Origin of the sequence: uncultured Mailhella sp. (assembly GCF_947631555.1) — a bacterium.
Classification (GTDB): Bacteria; Desulfobacterota; Desulfovibrionia; order Desulfovibrionales; family Desulfovibrionaceae; genus Mailhella.
The window spans coordinates 1-15,240 of sequence record NZ_CANRLT010000061.1; the positions used below are offsets into that span (position 1 = coordinate 1).

General features: G+C 56.0%; 13 protein-coding genes. 11 read left to right on the forward strand and 2 right to left on the reverse strand.

Features of this window, described 5'->3' with window-relative positions; translation table 11 throughout:
* Positions 1 to 139: 139 nt before the first annotated feature.
* The 6 genes from Q0Z94_RS08650 to Q0Z94_RS08675 all read left to right on the forward strand — a co-directional run bounded on the left by Q0Z94_RS08650 (position 140) and on the right by Q0Z94_RS08675 (position 7,848).
* Complete coding sequence (locus Q0Z94_RS08650) at positions 140 to 1,558, forward strand: zincin-like metallopeptidase domain-containing protein (RefSeq protein WP_298068793.1); 1,419 nt, start codon at positions 140 to 142, stop codon at positions 1,556 to 1,558.
* A gap of 1 nt (position 1,559) precedes the next feature.
* Complete coding sequence (locus tag Q0Z94_RS08655) at positions 1,560 to 3,683, forward strand: DNA topoisomerase 3 (RefSeq protein ID WP_298068796.1); 2,124 nt, start codon at positions 1,560 to 1,562, stop codon at positions 3,681 to 3,683.
* A 94-nt stretch (positions 3,684 to 3,777) separates the two neighbouring features.
* Positions 3,778 to 4,194, forward strand: coding sequence for a hypothetical protein (locus Q0Z94_RS08660; protein WP_298068799.1), 417 nt, complete (start codon positions 3,778 to 3,780; stop codon positions 4,192 to 4,194).
* Positions 4,191 to 4,706, forward strand: a complete 516-nt coding sequence (locus Q0Z94_RS08665; protein WP_298068802.1) for a lytic transglycosylase domain-containing protein — start codon at positions 4,191 to 4,193, stop codon at positions 4,704 to 4,706. The genes Q0Z94_RS08660 and Q0Z94_RS08665 overlap by 4 nt, the downstream gene beginning before the upstream one ends.
* On the forward strand, positions 4,703 to 6,061 hold the full coding sequence (locus tag Q0Z94_RS08670) for a hypothetical protein (protein WP_298068806.1): 1,359 nt from the start codon (positions 4,703 to 4,705) through the stop codon (positions 6,059 to 6,061). Before Q0Z94_RS08665 ends, Q0Z94_RS08670 begins: the two co-directional genes overlap by 4 nt.
* Positions 6,062 to 6,072: 11 nt before the next feature.
* The gene (locus Q0Z94_RS08675; RefSeq protein ID WP_298068808.1) at positions 6,073 to 7,848 is read left to right on the forward strand and encodes a TraM recognition domain-containing protein; all 1,776 of its coding nucleotides are present in this window, start codon (positions 6,073 to 6,075) and stop codon (positions 7,846 to 7,848) included.
* Positions 7,849 to 7,869: 21 nt separating this feature from the next.
* Here Q0Z94_RS08675 and Q0Z94_RS08680 read toward each other — a convergent pair whose 3' ends face one another.
* Positions 7,870 to 8,247 carry a helix-turn-helix transcriptional regulator gene (locus tag Q0Z94_RS08680; protein WP_298068810.1) on the reverse strand — a complete coding sequence of 126 codons (378 nt, stop codon included), beginning with the start codon at positions 8,245 to 8,247 and terminating at the stop codon, positions 7,870 to 7,872.
* Between the two features lie 13 nt (positions 8,248 to 8,260).
* On the reverse strand, positions 8,261 to 8,581 hold the full coding sequence (locus Q0Z94_RS08685; RefSeq protein ID WP_298068812.1) for a cytotoxic translational repressor of toxin-antitoxin stability system: 321 nt from the start codon (positions 8,579 to 8,581) through the stop codon (positions 8,261 to 8,263).
* Between the two features lie 85 nt (positions 8,582 to 8,666).
* Here Q0Z94_RS08685 and Q0Z94_RS08690 point away from each other — a divergent pair, with 85 nt between their 5' ends.
* The 5 genes from Q0Z94_RS08690 to Q0Z94_RS08710 all read left to right on the forward strand — a co-directional run.
* Positions 8,667 to 9,422 (forward strand): hypothetical protein, encoded by a 756-nt coding sequence (locus Q0Z94_RS08690; RefSeq protein WP_298068814.1) that lies wholly within the window; start codon positions 8,667 to 8,669, stop codon positions 9,420 to 9,422.
* Between the two features lie 11 nt (positions 9,423 to 9,433).
* The gene (locus tag Q0Z94_RS08695) at positions 9,434 to 9,931 is read left to right on the forward strand and encodes a DNA N-6-adenine-methyltransferase (RefSeq protein WP_298068816.1); all 498 of its coding nucleotides are present in this window, start codon (positions 9,434 to 9,436) and stop codon (positions 9,929 to 9,931) included.
* A gap of 69 nt (positions 9,932 to 10,000) precedes the next feature.
* Positions 10,001 to 10,174, forward strand: a complete 174-nt coding sequence (locus Q0Z94_RS11860; RefSeq protein ID WP_366517597.1) for an AbrB/MazE/SpoVT family DNA-binding domain-containing protein — start codon at positions 10,001 to 10,003, stop codon at positions 10,172 to 10,174.
* A gap of 475 nt (positions 10,175 to 10,649) precedes the next feature.
* Positions 10,650 to 10,958, forward strand: a complete 309-nt coding sequence (locus Q0Z94_RS08705; protein ID WP_298068820.1) for a hypothetical protein — start codon at positions 10,650 to 10,652, stop codon at positions 10,956 to 10,958.
* A gap of 20 nt (positions 10,959 to 10,978) precedes the next feature.
* On the forward strand, positions 10,979 to 15,240 hold a 4,262-nt coding region (locus tag Q0Z94_RS08710; protein WP_298068822.1), incomplete at its 3' end, for an SNF2-related protein.

Sequence of the window (15,240 nt, forward strand, 5' to 3'; positions counted from 1 at the left end):
CGCTTACCGCAGCGGATATTGAGCGCCAGCTTGACGCGGGCGCGTTTCTCATGAGCCGCGAGGAAGCCATTGCCGCCGGATTTCTCCATGAACATGACGAGCAGGATGGCGTCGTAGCAGATGTTATGGAGACAAAGGAATGAGCCAGACACCACAAAAGGAGAAAAAGAACCGTTTTCAGGTCAGCCGCGAGGTACAGGAAGAGTTTGTCAACGGCATTGCCGAAACCATGATCTCGCTGGCTCAAACGGCTGGCGAATGGCAACGGGGCTGGTCTGGTGATGTTCCCCTGGGGATGCCCTTCTGCCCCGTGACCGGCAGGGAATACAGCGGCGCGAACATGGTACGCCTGCTGCTCACCAGTATCGTCAAAGGCTACGCGGATGACCGGTGGATGACGTTCAAGCAGCTCCAGTCCGTGCAGGCCGACAATCCAGATCTGGAAATGAAGATCCGCAAGGGCGAGCGTGGCGTCAAAATCCTGCGACCGGAAGATGTTTATTACACCATCAGTGAAGATGGAAGCTGGAACTTCCTTTCCCGCGAGGATCTCAAGCGTATTTCGGAAATGATGGATCAGGGACTGGATGTACCGGCTGTTCAGCGCAAAACCCTCTTTTATCCCTTCACCGTCTTCAACGCGGCGCAAATCGAGGGTTTCCCCGACAAGGAACGTCTGGCTTCGCCCATGTCGGAAATAGAGCGCAACGAGTTCGTGGAGCGTTTCATCGCCAGTTCCGGCGTTCCTGTGGAGCATTATAGCGGAGGCCCCTGCTTCAAACAGGAGCAGGATGTCGTGATGCTTCCCCATCCTGAACGCTTCACAGGCACGGACGAATACTATGCGGCGAAGCTCCACGAATTTTTTCATGCGACCGGCCATGAATCGCGGGAAAGACGCCAGAAAAAGGAGTCGCAGACGCTCAAGGGCTACGCTTTTGAGGAAATGCGGGCGGAAATGTTCTCCATGCTGGCGGGAGCGCGTCTCAACCTGCCCATGCCGGAAAGCAATTCCGCAGCCTACATCGCCCACTGGAACCAGACCTTTTCCGGCGGCGACGCCAAAGCCGTGTTTCAGGCCGCTTCGGAAGCCGCGAAAATCCTGACGGTGCTGCATCAGTATGAAGCGGGCGAGGAACCCAAAGCAAAATGGTTTCCCAAACGCGAAGACTGGCCGGAACTTATCGAAATGCAGAAACAGCGGGATGCCGCCACCGGCGTGTCGTACCGGCAGGATGAAGCGTCCGGCGTTCAGACCTTCACGCCTGTTCACCGCCCGGCCCCGCCAAGCCTTGCCGAATCGGTCGCAGCCTTCAAGGAAACAACTGATCTGGCCGTCAAGGCCCGCGCCATTCTCCAGAACCCCGACTTTCTGGACATGGCGCTCAAGCAGGACCCGCAGCAAGTCAGGGAGCTTGCCGAGCTTTGCAGCCAGCTCTCCTTTACCCTGAGTCATGAAGCCGACGCCGCTCAGGAACAGGTTCCTGCCGGAGCTGTCGAAAGTTCCCTTCCGCTCACAGAACAGAAAAACGCGGCCAAACGCCGTATGAGGATATGACATGAGACTGTTTATTGCCGAAAAACCCTCCCTGGGCCGCGCCATTGCCGCTGGCCTTGAAAATCAGAAAAAATCCGAAGGCTGCATCCGTTGCGGCGACGATGTTGTTACCTGGTGCTTCGGGCACATGCTCGAACTGGCATGGCCGAAGGACTACAAGCCCGAATATACTCAATGGCGACGCGAACATCTGCCCATCATCCCTTCCCAATGGAAATACAAGGTCAAAAAGGATGCCGCCGCGCAGCTTAACATCATCGGCTCCCTGCTGCGCGAGGCTGATGCCGTGGTCAACGCGGGCGATCCCGACCGTGAAGGCCAGCTCCTCGTGGATGAGGTGCTGGAACACTTTCACTACACGGGGCGGGTGGAGCGCATCTGGCTGGCCTCGCTGGACGATCTCTCGGTCAGGAAGGCGCTGGCAAACCTTACGGACAACACCCGCTACGCGCCCTTGCGCGACGCCGCCCGCGCCAGAAGCCGCGCCGACTGGCTGGCTGGTATCAACGCCACACGCGCCCTGACCATCAAGGTCCGTGCGGAAGGGCGCTCGGACGTGCTTTCCCTGGGCCGTGTCCAGACGCCCACGCTGGCGCTGGTGGTCGCGCGCGATCTGGAAATTTCCCATTTCAAGCCTGTTGATTATTTCGTTCTGCGGGCCTCGCTCGCCCACAGCGCCGGGGACTTTGCCGTTACCTTCGCGCCCTCCGAGGATCAGGCCGGACTGGATGCCAGCGGACACCTGACCGATGCCGCCGTGGCCGAAGCCCTGGTTGCAGCCCACACGAATACGGACGGCCTTGTAACGGAAGCACTGCGAGAAGCCAAAAGCAAGGCCGCGCCGTTGCCGCACAGTCTTTCCTCCCTGCAAAAAGCCGCGTCCTCAAAGCTCGGCATGTCGGCACAGCAGGTGCTGTATACCGCGCAATCTCTGTACGAAAAAAGGCTCACCACCTACCCCCGCACCGACTGTCGCTATCTGCCGGAAGAACAGTTTGCGGACTCTTCAGCCGTGCTGGCTGCACTTTCCTCGGTTCCCGATCTGAAGCAGGTGGCGGGAACGGCGGACGCTTCCCTGAAAAGCGTCGCGTGGAACACTAAAAAAGTGACGGCGCACCACGCCATCGCGCCCACGGGCGAAGTCCCGCCTGGCTCGCTCCCGCAGAAGGAACACGATCTCTACCTCATGATCGCCACAGCCTTTTGTCTGCAATTCCATCCGACCATGCGCTACGAGGCGCAGAAAGTCGCTGTCTCTCTTGCCGATACCCGCTGGGAAGCCACGGGGCGACGCATCCTTGACCCCGGCTGGACGGCCTTCAGCGGTCATGACGATGAAGACGGTGATTCCGACGAACAGTCCCTGCCGCCGCTGGAACAAGGCGATGCCGTTCATTGCCGCGATATTCAGACCCAGAAGAAACAGACCTCCCCGCCGTCCCATTTCACCGAGGGCTCGCTTATCGAGGCAATGGCAAATGTTCACCGTTTTGTGGCCGATGCTGATGCAAAAAATACCCTCAAGGAAACCAAGGGAATTGGAACCGAAGCCACTCGCGCCAGAGTTCTCGAAACCCTGAAAGAGCGCGGCTATCTCGCTGCCGACAAAAAAGCCCTTGTCTCCACGCCGCTCGGCAGAGAAATCATCGACCTCACCCCTCCCGCACTCAAAGATCCCATCACCACGGCGGAGTGGGAGTCCCGCCTTGAGGCCATCGCTCAGGGCACGGAATCTCTGGACGCCTTTCTGGCCGATCAGTGCAGGGTTCTGCCGGACTTGCTTGCCCCCATCCTTGGGGACGGCAAGCCCGCCTTTCCCTGTCCCGCCTGCGGCGCGGCCCTGACTCGCCGCAAGCGCAAAAAGGACGGCGCGTGGTTCTGGGGCTGTACCGCCTACCCTGAATGCAAGGTCGTTTTGCCCGACGACAACGGCAAGCCCGGAAAGTCCAGAGCCAAAGCCGCGCTTTCGGAATATGCGTGCCCTGCCTGCGGTAAGCCGCTCGTCAAACGCTCCGGCACGAAAGGCGATTTCTATGGCTGCTCCGGCTACCCCGAATGCAAGAACCTCTGTCCGGTCAAGCCGGACGGTTCGCCCGATTTCGGGGCGAAAGGCAGGAGGAAATAGAAAGTATTTCGGGGAGGGAAACCTTTTTGAAAAAAGGTTCTCCCTCCCCGCCCCCTCCCTTCCAAAAACTTTTAGCAGGCAAGGACGGTAAAAGATGAAATATATTCTCATGGTTATGCTGTGCATGGCACTGGCCGCGCCGTGCCTGGCAGGCTCCTGTCAGGATATGCAGGACGCCGTGGGCAGCGCAATTCAGGAGCGCAACGGGCGTGTGTCGGAAACGCATGACGTGCTCATGCCTGATCCCGAAACGGAGCGCGACGCGCTTTCCGGCTGTCTCGGTTCCATCAATGGTATCGGGGACGCCTTCAACCTTGGCGTGACGCTTCCGGGCATGGATCAGATTGTCGCGGGCATCTGCAAGCAGGTGGATTCCTACATCCATCAGAAAATCAACGACGCCCACAATCAGGTACTCAACACCGTCAACGACCTTGGAAGCAACAATCCTTTCAAGGTGTACGGCACAAGTGGCGACTATCTCTTTCATCTTAAAGAGAAGATCAAATGAAAACTCTCTGTTGTTTGCTGGCTGTCCTGTGTCTGCTCCCTGAACCAATTTTTGCCGCAGGACGGGCAAAAGTCGTATTGCCGTCTCTACGTCCTCTGACGGCCGCCTGTGTTCTGGACGCAGCCCATACCCACGGAATGCCTGCCGCAGCGCTTTTCGCCATTCTTGCCACTGAAGGCGGCAAAACCGGAGAAGCCCTGAGCAACACCAACGGAACGTGGGATTTAGGCCCGTTTCAGATCAACACGGTTCACCTCAAGGATTTGGCTGCAATAGGTATCTCGCCCAACGCCGTCCTTTGTGATGGGCGTGTCAACGCCCATGCCGCCGCATGGCTGCTGCGGAAGGAATACCGGCGCACCGGCAATCTCTGGCAGGCCATAGGCGCATACCATTCACGGACGCCGCATCTGCGTGACGCCTATCTCCGGCGCGTCAGAAACAATCTGATACGACTGCGACAGAAAGGGCTTTCCATACTGCCGTTGCAGCACGAGGAGAAACGGCCATGAACCAGTCCGGCAACGACAGGGAAGATCAGCGCATCTTCCTGTGGTTTGCGCTCCTGATCATCGTCTTCTGTATTGTCCCGATGCTGTACGCGGCGCATTCCGATACCATGAACGGAACACTTCTGCGTCTGGCAAAAGTACAGCTCAAGGCGTTCACGCCATTTTTTGAGGAAGCGGAAATAGCTTTCGGACGCATTGACGCCGCCGATCCCGCCTCTTTGTCATGGGACACCATGCAAAAAGTCTTGCATTATACCGGCTCATGGATTCGCTGGCCGTTCCTTCTGCTGCTTATTCTGTTCGGCGTGGCCTCTATTTTCATGGGTCGCGTGAGCGGTCTTGTCCGCCGTTTCAACATGGAAAGCCTGCTGAAAAACAATGCTGAGTCCTTTCCCTGTCTGCGGCCGGTGGTGGGACGTGGCAAGTATCTGCTTTCGCCAAAATCCTATGATTCCGGCTTGTGGCGAATCGCCCGGACGCCGGTGCAGTTTGCGCTCGAACACGAACTGCTGCTTGATGAACAGGGGAAGCCGTTTACGCCGGAACAGGCGCTGAAAAACGGTCTGCCGTCCACCGCCCTTCCCGCCTGGGGACACGCACGGCTGGATGAAGAAAAGGCTGGTGCCGTACTGACTAAACAACTCGGCAAACGATTTGAAGGCTACGAGGGACTGTCGCCCTGTCGCCGCGCCCTGGCTTCCGCCTTTCTGAAGTATGCGGACGGGGACAAGAAGGGCTGCATCGCTTTGCTGGATGCCGTTTCCCTTTCCTATGCTGAAAATAATGAGCAGGCGTCCTGTCCCTTGCTGGAAGACGACACCGTTGTCAGCAAGCTGAAAGAAGCATGGGACGCACACTCCTCCCTGCTGAACGAGAAATGTCTGAGCATCCATGCAGCCTATGAACTGCCCTGGTTCATGGCCTTGCTGTATCGGGCACGGCAAAAAGGCGTGCTGGCCACTTCGCAGTTCCTCTGGCTCCGGCCGCTGGATCGTCCGCTCTGGTACGCCCTCAACCAGTGCGGCGGACGCGCGGCATGGGCCGAAGGCTTCGCGCCGTGGGCGCATTATCAGGCGGAAGAAAAAGCCGGAATGCTTCTGGCCGAACCCCATATTCAGCCTGCCGTTGTCAGTCTCAAGCAATCTCTGGCCGCTCAGGGCTGGCTGACCGAAATCTTTATGCCGCCCACGCCGGAAACGACGCCGGTTCCAAGCGCCGATACCGCCGGAGCTTCGACTCCGGATACCGAATGTTCTTCCGTGGAACCACCGCCGGAAGTGGTGCTGGCCGAAGCGGAAACGGATCCCGAATACAACGCCAACGAAGATGAGAAGCTGGCTGACGAATACTTTTAGAGGTTATGCTTATGACCAGAACCATCAGAGGTCTGGAAGACCACGAAACGCAGGAACGAAAGCACCTGTACCGCGACGTGCGTTCCCCTTCCCAGCGCCTTGCGGATGCTCTCAAACTCGGTCAGGTACAGACCGGCGGAATTTTCACGGCGGGGCTGTGTCTGTTTCTTTTCCCGGCCTGCTCCACACCGCTGTTTTGTCTTGGTCTGGCGCTCTTTCTCGCCCGTTGCGCCTGCGTGAACAAAGAACGGCTGCCGTTCCGGATGCCAATGGGATTATACGGCACGGACGGGGGTGATCCCTTACCGGGAAGACGGGGCTACGCTAAACCAGAAGGTATTTTCTTTCTCGGCAACCGACTCCAGGACGGGAAGGAACTTTGGCTGAAGGCCAAGGATATTCTGACCCATTGCCTGCTTTTCGGAACAACCGGTTCCGGCAAGACGGAAACACTCGTTTCCCTTTCCTACAATGCCCTGGCGACGGCCAGCGGACTTTTCTACATCGACCCCAAGGCCAGCCCCAAACTGGCCGTCCAAATTTGGCAAATGGCACGATTTCTGGGCAGGGACGATGACTTTCGAGTGCTCAACTATGGCACTTCCGGCAAGGTTAAGGGCAAGTCTCCGCGCCGTCTTTCCAATACCAACAATCCCTTTACCTTTGGAAGCGCCGAAGCGTTGACGCAGCTCCTCGTTTCTCTCATGCCTGCCTCGGACGGAGCCAATTCCATTTTTGCCGACAAGGCGCAGGCACTGATTTCCGGCGTCATGTACGCTCTGGTGGATCTGCGGGACAAGGGGCTGCTCAAGCTCTCCACCTCCATTATCCGCGATTCTCTGGCGCTGGAAAAATGCGTGGCGCTGGCCCTGCATCCAGAACTGGATCAGGAATCCCGTGCCTCCATCCAAGCGGCGCTGGCCACCTCCGGATGGATTGCCGGGCGCGACCTGAAAGACCAGCCGGAATCCTTCGCAGAGCAGTTTGGCTACGCGCAATCCTATTTCGGCAAGGCGCTTTCCAGCCTGACGGATACCTACAGCCACATTTACGGGGCTGAAGATGGGGAAGTGGACTTTGCGGACGCCATCATGCAGCGCAGAATCCTCGTCGTTCTCCTGCCCTCTCTGGAAAAGGCCCCCGCTGAACTGGCCAGCCTCGGCAAAATCAGCCTTTCGGCCATCCGCAACGCCTGCGCCGTGGGTCTTGGCGCGAATATCGAAGGCGACGCCGCAGATGTGCTGGAAGCCCTTCCGACTGACGCCACAGGCATTGGGCCGTACCTGTGTATCGTTGACGAATACGCCGCCATTGTTACCCCAGGCTTTGAGGTCGTTCTGACGCAGGGACGCGGCCTCGGTATCGCCGCTATCGTGGCGTCACAGGATTACGCTGGTATTCTGGAAGCTGACCAGAAAGGAGCACAGCAGATGGTGGCAAACACCTCGATTAAAATTTTCATGAAAATGCAGGATGCCGAAAAGACATGGGAATTGCTGCGCGGACAGGCAGGGCAAAGCACTGTCCTTCGCACCACAGGTTTCAACGTCAATGAACAAATCAGTTCCGATTACCGCGATGCCAACTCCACCACGGTAGAACAGGAAGACCGCGTTGTTCTGCGTGATTTGCAGGAACAGATAGAGGGAGAGGCGCACTTTGTCTTTTCCGGCCAGATTGTCCGGGGAGACATGTTCTACGCCAATCCCTCACTCAAAAAGGCTCAACTGAGAGTGCCGCAGTTGCTGCAACTCCGTCAGGAGGCGGTCATCCATGAAGCTGCATAACGCGAAGCCGTCTGTTCCTTCCTACAGGAAAACCTTGTACGGGATATTGAACTCTTCTCCGAGGCGCTTGGCCATTTTTGTGGAAATCGGGCGCTTGCCGCTTTCCATTTCGGAGATGGCGTTTTGGCTGACGCCAAGGCGGGCAGCCAGTTCCGCCTGCGTGATGTCTTCCTTGCCGCGCAAACCGCGCAAGGCCATCGCCGGGCAACCGTCAGGAAAAACTTCATCGGCGCTGACGACCTCTTCTCCCTCTGAATTAACCCTGCGTACCTTGTGCCCGGCCAGAGAAAGAACTCCGCGAATGGCCTCGGCAACCTTTATGGTGTTTGCCGAAGGGACGGTAAGCTGGATCACACCACGCCCTTCCTCATCGGAACGAAGCATCATTTCTGCCAACATAGAATTTCTCCGCTTATTTATAACGGCTGTAGTCAACCTTTTCATGTGTACCGGCAAATTGAATTTCCAGTACGCGAACTACCCCATCAAGAACTTGCCAGACGACTACATAAGTTGGATGTCCCTTGTTCAAATGACAGTGGTGATGACCGGATTTGCTGCCAGCAATTTTGCCGTAGTGCGGCCAACCCGGGACAACCGGGCCTCTTTGCTCAAGGTCTTTACGCAGCAAGTACAGTATGTCGGCAATGGCCGGAGGTAACTTGGTTTTTTGCTTTTCAGCCTTGCGGCTGAAAACGACTGTCCACAGCTTGATGTCGTCAGCGTCTTTCATGAAACATGAATAAATGCAAAATGGTATAATGTCAACACAGGCATACCATTTTACCTATTTTTATAAGTATGCCGAGGAGATTCCTATGACAACACCGCTCAGGATTTCGCAAATAGCGATGTTTTTCCTGTTGGCCATTATCAACCCCCTCCACGCCGAAACGCCCATGTCTGACCGGATAGCCGTGCAAGCCGGCGTCAAAACCGAGATCGCCAAAGACCTGTCCCAACCATACCGGCCTTTGGAAACGCTCTCCGGCAGAACCTGTCTTGACGGCAGGCCGGTGGACGGTTTTCAGGGCGATATTGCGGAACTCTGGTCGAATCTCGAATGTCCGTACTGCGGCATTCAGGAACCGCTTCAAGCGCAGCGGGACAATCCCGCTCTGTGCATCGTCGTGAGACATATTCCCACGGATAACTATGGAGAATCGCTGAAAAAAGCTCTGGCCTATGAGGCGTTGCACGGCTTTTCCCTCAATGCGGCGCATCGCTTCTGGGATGCCGTTCTGCCAAAAACGACGCTTGGCATTCCGGTTCCGTATGAATCCGCCCTTCAGACAGCGCTTCAGGAAGCCGCCATTGCCCCAGAAGCCTTCGCGGACGCTCTGCAAGCCGCCGCCTCTCTGGTGAGCGCGGATATTATCGCCGCGCAATCGCGCATCACGTCCACGCCGACCTGGATTTTGGAGGGCATCCGTTTTCCGGCCTGCGACTTCACAGCGGCGGAACTGCCCACTGTTTTGGAACTGGCCAAGAAAGTCCGTTCTGGAGACACGGACGCTCAGAAGCGCGTGGCGGAAATCATCACACGTGGCTTGCTGAACGAGTCGCTTCTTTAAGAGGAGAACGCATGAACGTGTATTTTTCAAGCAAAAAGCATGATTGGGCGACACCCTGGGAGCTCTTCCGAGAACTGGATGCCAGATTTGGACCGTGTGAACTCGACGTGTGTGCCACGGCGCAAAACGCCAAATGCGAGCAGTTCTTCTCTCCCGAAGATGACGGACTGAGCCAAGTCTGGCACGGCGTCTGCTGGATGAACCCACCCTACGGACGCGCACTGCCCCATTGGATGCACAAAGCGGTAGTTGAGGTCTGGGCGGAACGCGCCCACAGAGTGGTCTGCCTGCTTCCAGCCCGGACGGATACGAGGTGGTGGCACCAATACGTTCTCCGTCACGCGACCGAAATCCACTACCTGCACGGGCGAATCCGCTTTGAGGGGGCTAGTTTTCCCGCGCCGTTTCCAAGCGTCGTGGCTCTCTTTGAAAAGCAACCGGTAACAGGAAATCTTCATTCGATGTGCCGGATGCGGTGTTTTTACTGTCAGAAAAAAAAGGGCGCTTGACCTTTTGCCGAAGCTCTTTTATCTTATTTTCAAGATAATACTTGAAAATAAGAAATGAGGAGAACAGGCATGGAACTGGCAAAGCTCACTTCACGCTGTCAACTCACCCTTCCTCGCGCAGTCCGGCAAAAGCTCGGCGTCAAGGAGGGAGACAAAGTTGTCTTTCTTGAGGAAAACGGGCGGATTTTCATTGAAAACGCTGAAAAGCTGAAACTTCCCCAACCGGAACACAACGACGGATAGCTCCGCCCTTGCGCCGCCTGCCTGTCGTTTGCAAAAGGACAGGAATATATGGCCAGACGGCACAAATCGAAAAATGATCCTCGCCAGTTGTCGTTCTTTGATGTTGTGGCGAACCAGATCGAGGAAATACGGGCGGAAAACATTCAGGACGATATGCGGGAAGAAGTCGCTTCTCCCGCACAGGCCGAACAGGCACAGCCTGTTCCCGCTGCAACGGAGCCGAAACAAAAACAGGACTTTTCCTTTCCGACCAATGACAAGCCGGAAAGAACGCTCCTCGGCCTCAATGGCGACGGCGAATCCGTGTATGAAATGCGCGACGGCTCGCGCATGTACAGCCGCAATCCGGAAATCATGCAGGTCATGGACGGCGACAAACGGACGCCCGAAAAACTGTTCGAGGCCGGAGCCGATGAATATCTGACCGTACAGGAAATTCACCATTTCACCCATACTCTGCCCTGGGAGGCGCAACATGCTCGACAGACAAACCTATCCGCTGGAAATCGCAAGCAAGGTTCTCAAGCCCGAAATGATTCGAGAAGTCAGAAGCGCGGGGTTCAGCAATTCGGCTTATTTAATTCTGGACAGATGGGCACTGAACAGTCCGGAAAAGCTCCGGAAACTGGAGATGGAGGGAGACCTGGCCCTGATCGTGCGGCTGGATCAGCAACAGTCTCTGGAGAAGCGCATCCTGAGCAGCGAATCAGCCCGACAGGCGAGTCTGCGGGGGATGTCGGACTTCGAGATATTGCAGAGCTGCGGAATCGAGATGAACCTGTAAACTTCCGTATAACCCCTGAAGTGCAGCTAGGCATTGGCGGTGCGAAAAGCAAATATGCGGATAACGTCGCCGCCATCCGCCTCCTGCAACAGCTCCAGACCAGCGGCGCGAAATCGGCCACCCCGGAAGAACAGAAAATCCTTGTCCGCTATGTGGGCTGGGGTGGCCTGCCGCAGGTCTTTGACGCCAAAAACGAACAGTGGGCCGCTGAATATCGTGAAATGCAGGGGCTGCTTACCCCGGACATCTACGCAGCCGCCAGGCGTTCCACACAGGATGCGCATTATACCTCGGAAACGGTTATTCGGGGCATATATGAGGGGCTTTCCCGCCTTGGCCTCGGCACCGGTGACCCTCTCCGCATTCTGGAACCATCAGCAGGCATCGGCAATTTCATCGGCCTCTGCCCCGAACAGTTCAACGCAAATTTTCTTGCCGTCGAACTTGACCCCACAACTTCAAACATAGCTCAATACTTATATCCCAATGCCAGTCATTTCAATAACGGTTTCCAGAATACCGGTCTCAATGCTCCGAATTTTGATCTGATTGTCGGCAATCCTCCCTTCGGCAAGCAATCGCTGTACGATCCCGATTTCCCCGAATTGCGGAAATTCTCCATCCACAACTATTTCCTGGCCAAGTCCATCAGCCTGCTGCGTGAAGGCGGCATTGCGGCCTTTGTCGTCAGCCGCTACTTCATGGATGCTGTCGATTCTACGGCGCGTGAGCATATCGCGGGCCAAGCCGATCTTCTCGGCGCTATCCGGCTGCCGGAAACAGCCTTTCGCCAGAATGCGCTTACTGACGTCACAACAGACATCGTGTTTTTCCAGCGCCATAACGGTGAGAACAAACGAAGCAAGGATTGGGTCTCCACGGGTTCGGACGTTGTGGACGACCTTAAGAACGGCGGTTTGAGCCAGGTCGTTATCAACAACTATTTCCTCCAGCATCCCGACCAGATTATCGGCAGAATGGTCTTGGATGGCGGTATGTATGAAAGAGCACTGGCCTGTGTCACTGACACAGCGCTGGAACTCGGCCCGGAAATTGCCAAACGTCTGGACGCACTTCCGGCAAACTGCTTCGTGCCATACAAGGAAAGCCCGCAAAACACGGCAGTCAGGGTACGCAACGCCACCTTCATCCGCAGCCCGTATTTTCAGGGGTTGAAAGCTGGCGCATTATGTGTGGAACCGCAGTCCCGAAAAATCGCCTTCAAAATTACCTCCGCCTTTGGTGAAAACGATTATGATCTTCTGCCGGTCAAAAACGAAACCGCACGATTGCGTCTGGCGGGCATGATTCAGATTCGGGATACCTTGCGGGAATTGCTCAATGAGGAAAAAAGCAACGGCGACGAAAGCAGAATGATGGTTCTGCGTGGCCGTCTCAACAGTCAGTATGACGCTTTCGTCAAAAAGTACGGCCACCTCAATTCCCAGACCAACAGATCCCTGATGCGGGAAGACCCCGAACACTCCTTGCTGGAATCGCTGGAAACCGATTACGACAAGGGCCTGTCGCCGGAAACAGCCCGCAAGCATGGCGGAACCGCCCGTCCCGCCTCGGCCAAAAAAGCCGCAATCTTCCGGCAGCGGGTGCTCAAACCTGCGCAAGTAGCAGAAACAGCGGAAAACGCCAGAGATGCCCTGCTCATTGCCCTGCGGGAAAACGGCAGGGTGGATTTCAGCCGCATGGCACAGCTTCTGCATCGTCCGGCGGAGGATATTCAGACGGAACTGCGGGAGCAGGGGCAGATTTTTCTGAATCCGGCCACTGAGGAATGGGAAATCCGCGACAGATACCTGACCGGTAATGTCCGGGCCAAGCTGCATCACGCACAGGAGGCCGCGCAAACGGACGCCCGCTTCGTTCCCAATGTAGAGGCTCTGACCGCCGCCCTGCCGCCGGACATCGAGGCTGTGGACATCGGCATCAAATTCGGCTCATCCTGGGTTCCGGCACAGGTCATTTCGGACTTTATGGAACATCTGCACGGCGGCAAGGGGATGCAGGAGGTCACCTATTTGCCCACGCTCGGACGCTGGCTGGCGAAAGTGAATATCTGGGACATGGCCATAAACGACAACGTGTGGGGTATTCCCGAATATCCGGCGGAAAAAATTCTTGAATCCCTGCTCATCAATCGCCCCATCAAGGTTGAGAGGGAAAGCGGCAGTTATGATGAGAACGGAAAACCCATCATGGTCATTGACCAGGAATTGACAGCCGCCGCCATGCAAAAGGCTGATGAAATCAGGCAGGCGTTTCTGGACTGGGTGTGGACGGACGATGAACGGCGCGACATGCTGACAAAGCTCTACAACGAGCGATTCAACACGAATGTTCCTCCAACCTATGACGGTTCCCATCTTGAACTGGTGAACGCCTCCGAGGCTGTCAAACTGCGTCCGCATCAGAAAAACGCTGTCTGGCGGGCCATTCAGGAAGGAACCTGCCTGTTTGACCATGTGGTGGGCGCGGGAAAGACGCTTGCCTGCGTAGCTACGGTTATGGAATCCAAACGCATGGGGTTTCTTTCCAAACCCATGATTGTCGTACCGAATCATCTGCTGCACCAATGGCGCGATGAATTTTACAAGTTATATCCTGACGCCAACATTCTCGTTGCGGACAAAACGGATTTTACCAAACAGAACAGGCAACGGCTCTTTGCCAAAATCGCCACCGGCGATTGGGATGCTGTCATCGTGGCACATTCATCCTTTCGCAAGATCGATATGCCGCGTGATGTGCAGGAAGACATTCTTCAGGAACAGATTAATATGGTGGTGGACGCCATTGCGGCTGCAAAGGAGGCGGCGGGCGGACGGGCCACCATCAAGCAACTGGAAAAACAGCGGGAGAAGATGGAAAACCGCTATGCCGAACTGATAGCCTCGGCAGGCAAGAAAGATGAAAATGTGGACTTTTCTGACCTGGGCGTGGACGCCCTCTTTGTGGACGAAAGCCATGAGTTCAAAAACCTTGCTTTTCAGACCACAATGAATGTCTCCGGCCTCGGCAATGTCACAGGTTCCGCAAAAGCCCTCGACCTGTTCATCAAGTGCCGCTATCTGCAACGCCAAAACAATGGTCGTGGCGTGTATTTCATGACCGGAACACCTATCAGCAATACCATCGCTGAAGTCTATACGCTGCAACGCTATATGCAGTATGAGGAACTGAAAAACAAGGATATTGAATTTTTTGACGCCTGGGCTTCCACCTTCGGACAAATCACCAATGGCTGGGAACTGGACGCGACTGGGGTAAACTACAAGCTGAAAAGCCGTTTTGCCAAATTTCAGAACGTGCCCGAATTGCTCTCCATGTACCGTACCTTTGCCGATGTCGTGACCAAGAGCGATCTGGACGACCAGGCGAAACAGGCCGGAGAACGGCCTCTGACGCCGCCGGTCAGCGGCGACAAGCCCTATAATGATGTTGTGGAACGCTCTCCGGATCAGGCTGAATACATGCAGAAAATCATCTATCGCATGGAGAATCTGCCCAAAGACCCGCGCATCGACAATCCGCTCAAAGTTACCAATGACGCCCGCAAGGCAGGTCTGGATTTCCGGCTCATCGAGCCGACCGCCGATGACTTTGAAGGCTCAAAACTCAATACGGCTGTCCAGCGGATATACGACATCTGGCGCGATACTTCCGCCGATAGAGGTACGCAGCTTGTTTTCTGCGACTTGTCCACGCCCAAGGGAGGCAAGGGTTCCACGCCGCAACAAGCCGCATCACCGCCGGAGGCTGAATCGGTTGATGATGAGGAAGACTCCGAGCGGATGGAATCGGATGCTGACAGCGGCGAAGATCCGACCGTGGCCACAGACATGGATGCCGTTATCGCGCTCTCGTCCGGCAATTTCTCCGTGTATGACGACATGCGGAAAAAGTTGATGGCACGAGGGATTCCCGCCGAGGAAATCGCCTTTATCCACGATGCCAACACGGACATACGGAAAGCAAAATTGTTCAGTGACATGAACGCCGGACGTGTCCGCATTCTGCTCGGCTCCACCGCCAAGATGGGCGCGGGTATGAATGTGCAGAAACGGCTTGTGGCCGCGCATCATCTGGATGCGCCGTGGCGACCGTCTGACCTTGAACAACGCAATGGACGCATTATTCGTCAGGGAAATATGTTTTACGAACGCGATCCCGATACCTTCTCTGTCCAGATATACAACTATGCCACCAAACAGACGTATGACGCGAGAATGTGGCAATGTATAGAGTACAAGTCAGCCGCTATTGAACA

What these genes read in the sequence shown, in the direction of transcription:
- Q0Z94_RS08705 (WP_298068820.1), top strand. Translation starts at nt 10,650, where the DNA reads ATGCTCGACAGACAAACCTATCCGCTGGAAATCGCAAGCAAGGTTCTC.
- Q0Z94_RS08650 (WP_298068793.1), top strand. Translation starts at nt 140, where the DNA reads ATGAGCCAGACACCACAAAAGGAGAAAAAGAACCGTTTTCAGGTCAGC.
- Q0Z94_RS08690 (WP_298068814.1), top strand. Translation starts at nt 8,667, where the DNA reads ATGACAACACCGCTCAGGATTTCGCAAATAGCGATGTTTTTCCTGTTG.
- Q0Z94_RS11860 (WP_366517597.1), top strand. Translation starts at nt 10,001, where the DNA reads ATGGAACTGGCAAAGCTCACTTCACGCTGTCAACTCACCCTTCCTCGC.
- Q0Z94_RS08660 (WP_298068799.1), top strand. Translation starts at nt 3,778, where the DNA reads ATGAAATATATTCTCATGGTTATGCTGTGCATGGCACTGGCCGCGCCG.
- Q0Z94_RS08665 (WP_298068802.1), top strand. Translation starts at nt 4,191, where the DNA reads ATGAAAACTCTCTGTTGTTTGCTGGCTGTCCTGTGTCTGCTCCCTGAA.
- Q0Z94_RS08675 (WP_298068808.1), top strand. Translation starts at nt 6,073, where the DNA reads ATGACCAGAACCATCAGAGGTCTGGAAGACCACGAAACGCAGGAACGA.
- Q0Z94_RS08680 (WP_298068810.1), bottom strand. Translation starts at nt 8,247, where the DNA reads ATGTTGGCAGAAATGATGCTTCGTTCCGATGAGGAAGGGCGTGGTGTG.
- Q0Z94_RS08695 (WP_298068816.1), top strand. Translation starts at nt 9,434, where the DNA reads ATGAACGTGTATTTTTCAAGCAAAAAGCATGATTGGGCGACACCCTGG.
- Q0Z94_RS08655 (WP_298068796.1), top strand. Translation starts at nt 1,560, where the DNA reads ATGAGACTGTTTATTGCCGAAAAACCCTCCCTGGGCCGCGCCATTGCC.
- Q0Z94_RS08670 (WP_298068806.1), top strand. Translation starts at nt 4,703, where the DNA reads ATGAACCAGTCCGGCAACGACAGGGAAGATCAGCGCATCTTCCTGTGG.
- Q0Z94_RS08685 (WP_298068812.1), bottom strand. Translation starts at nt 8,581, where the DNA reads ATGAAAGACGCTGACGACATCAAGCTGTGGACAGTCGTTTTCAGCCGC.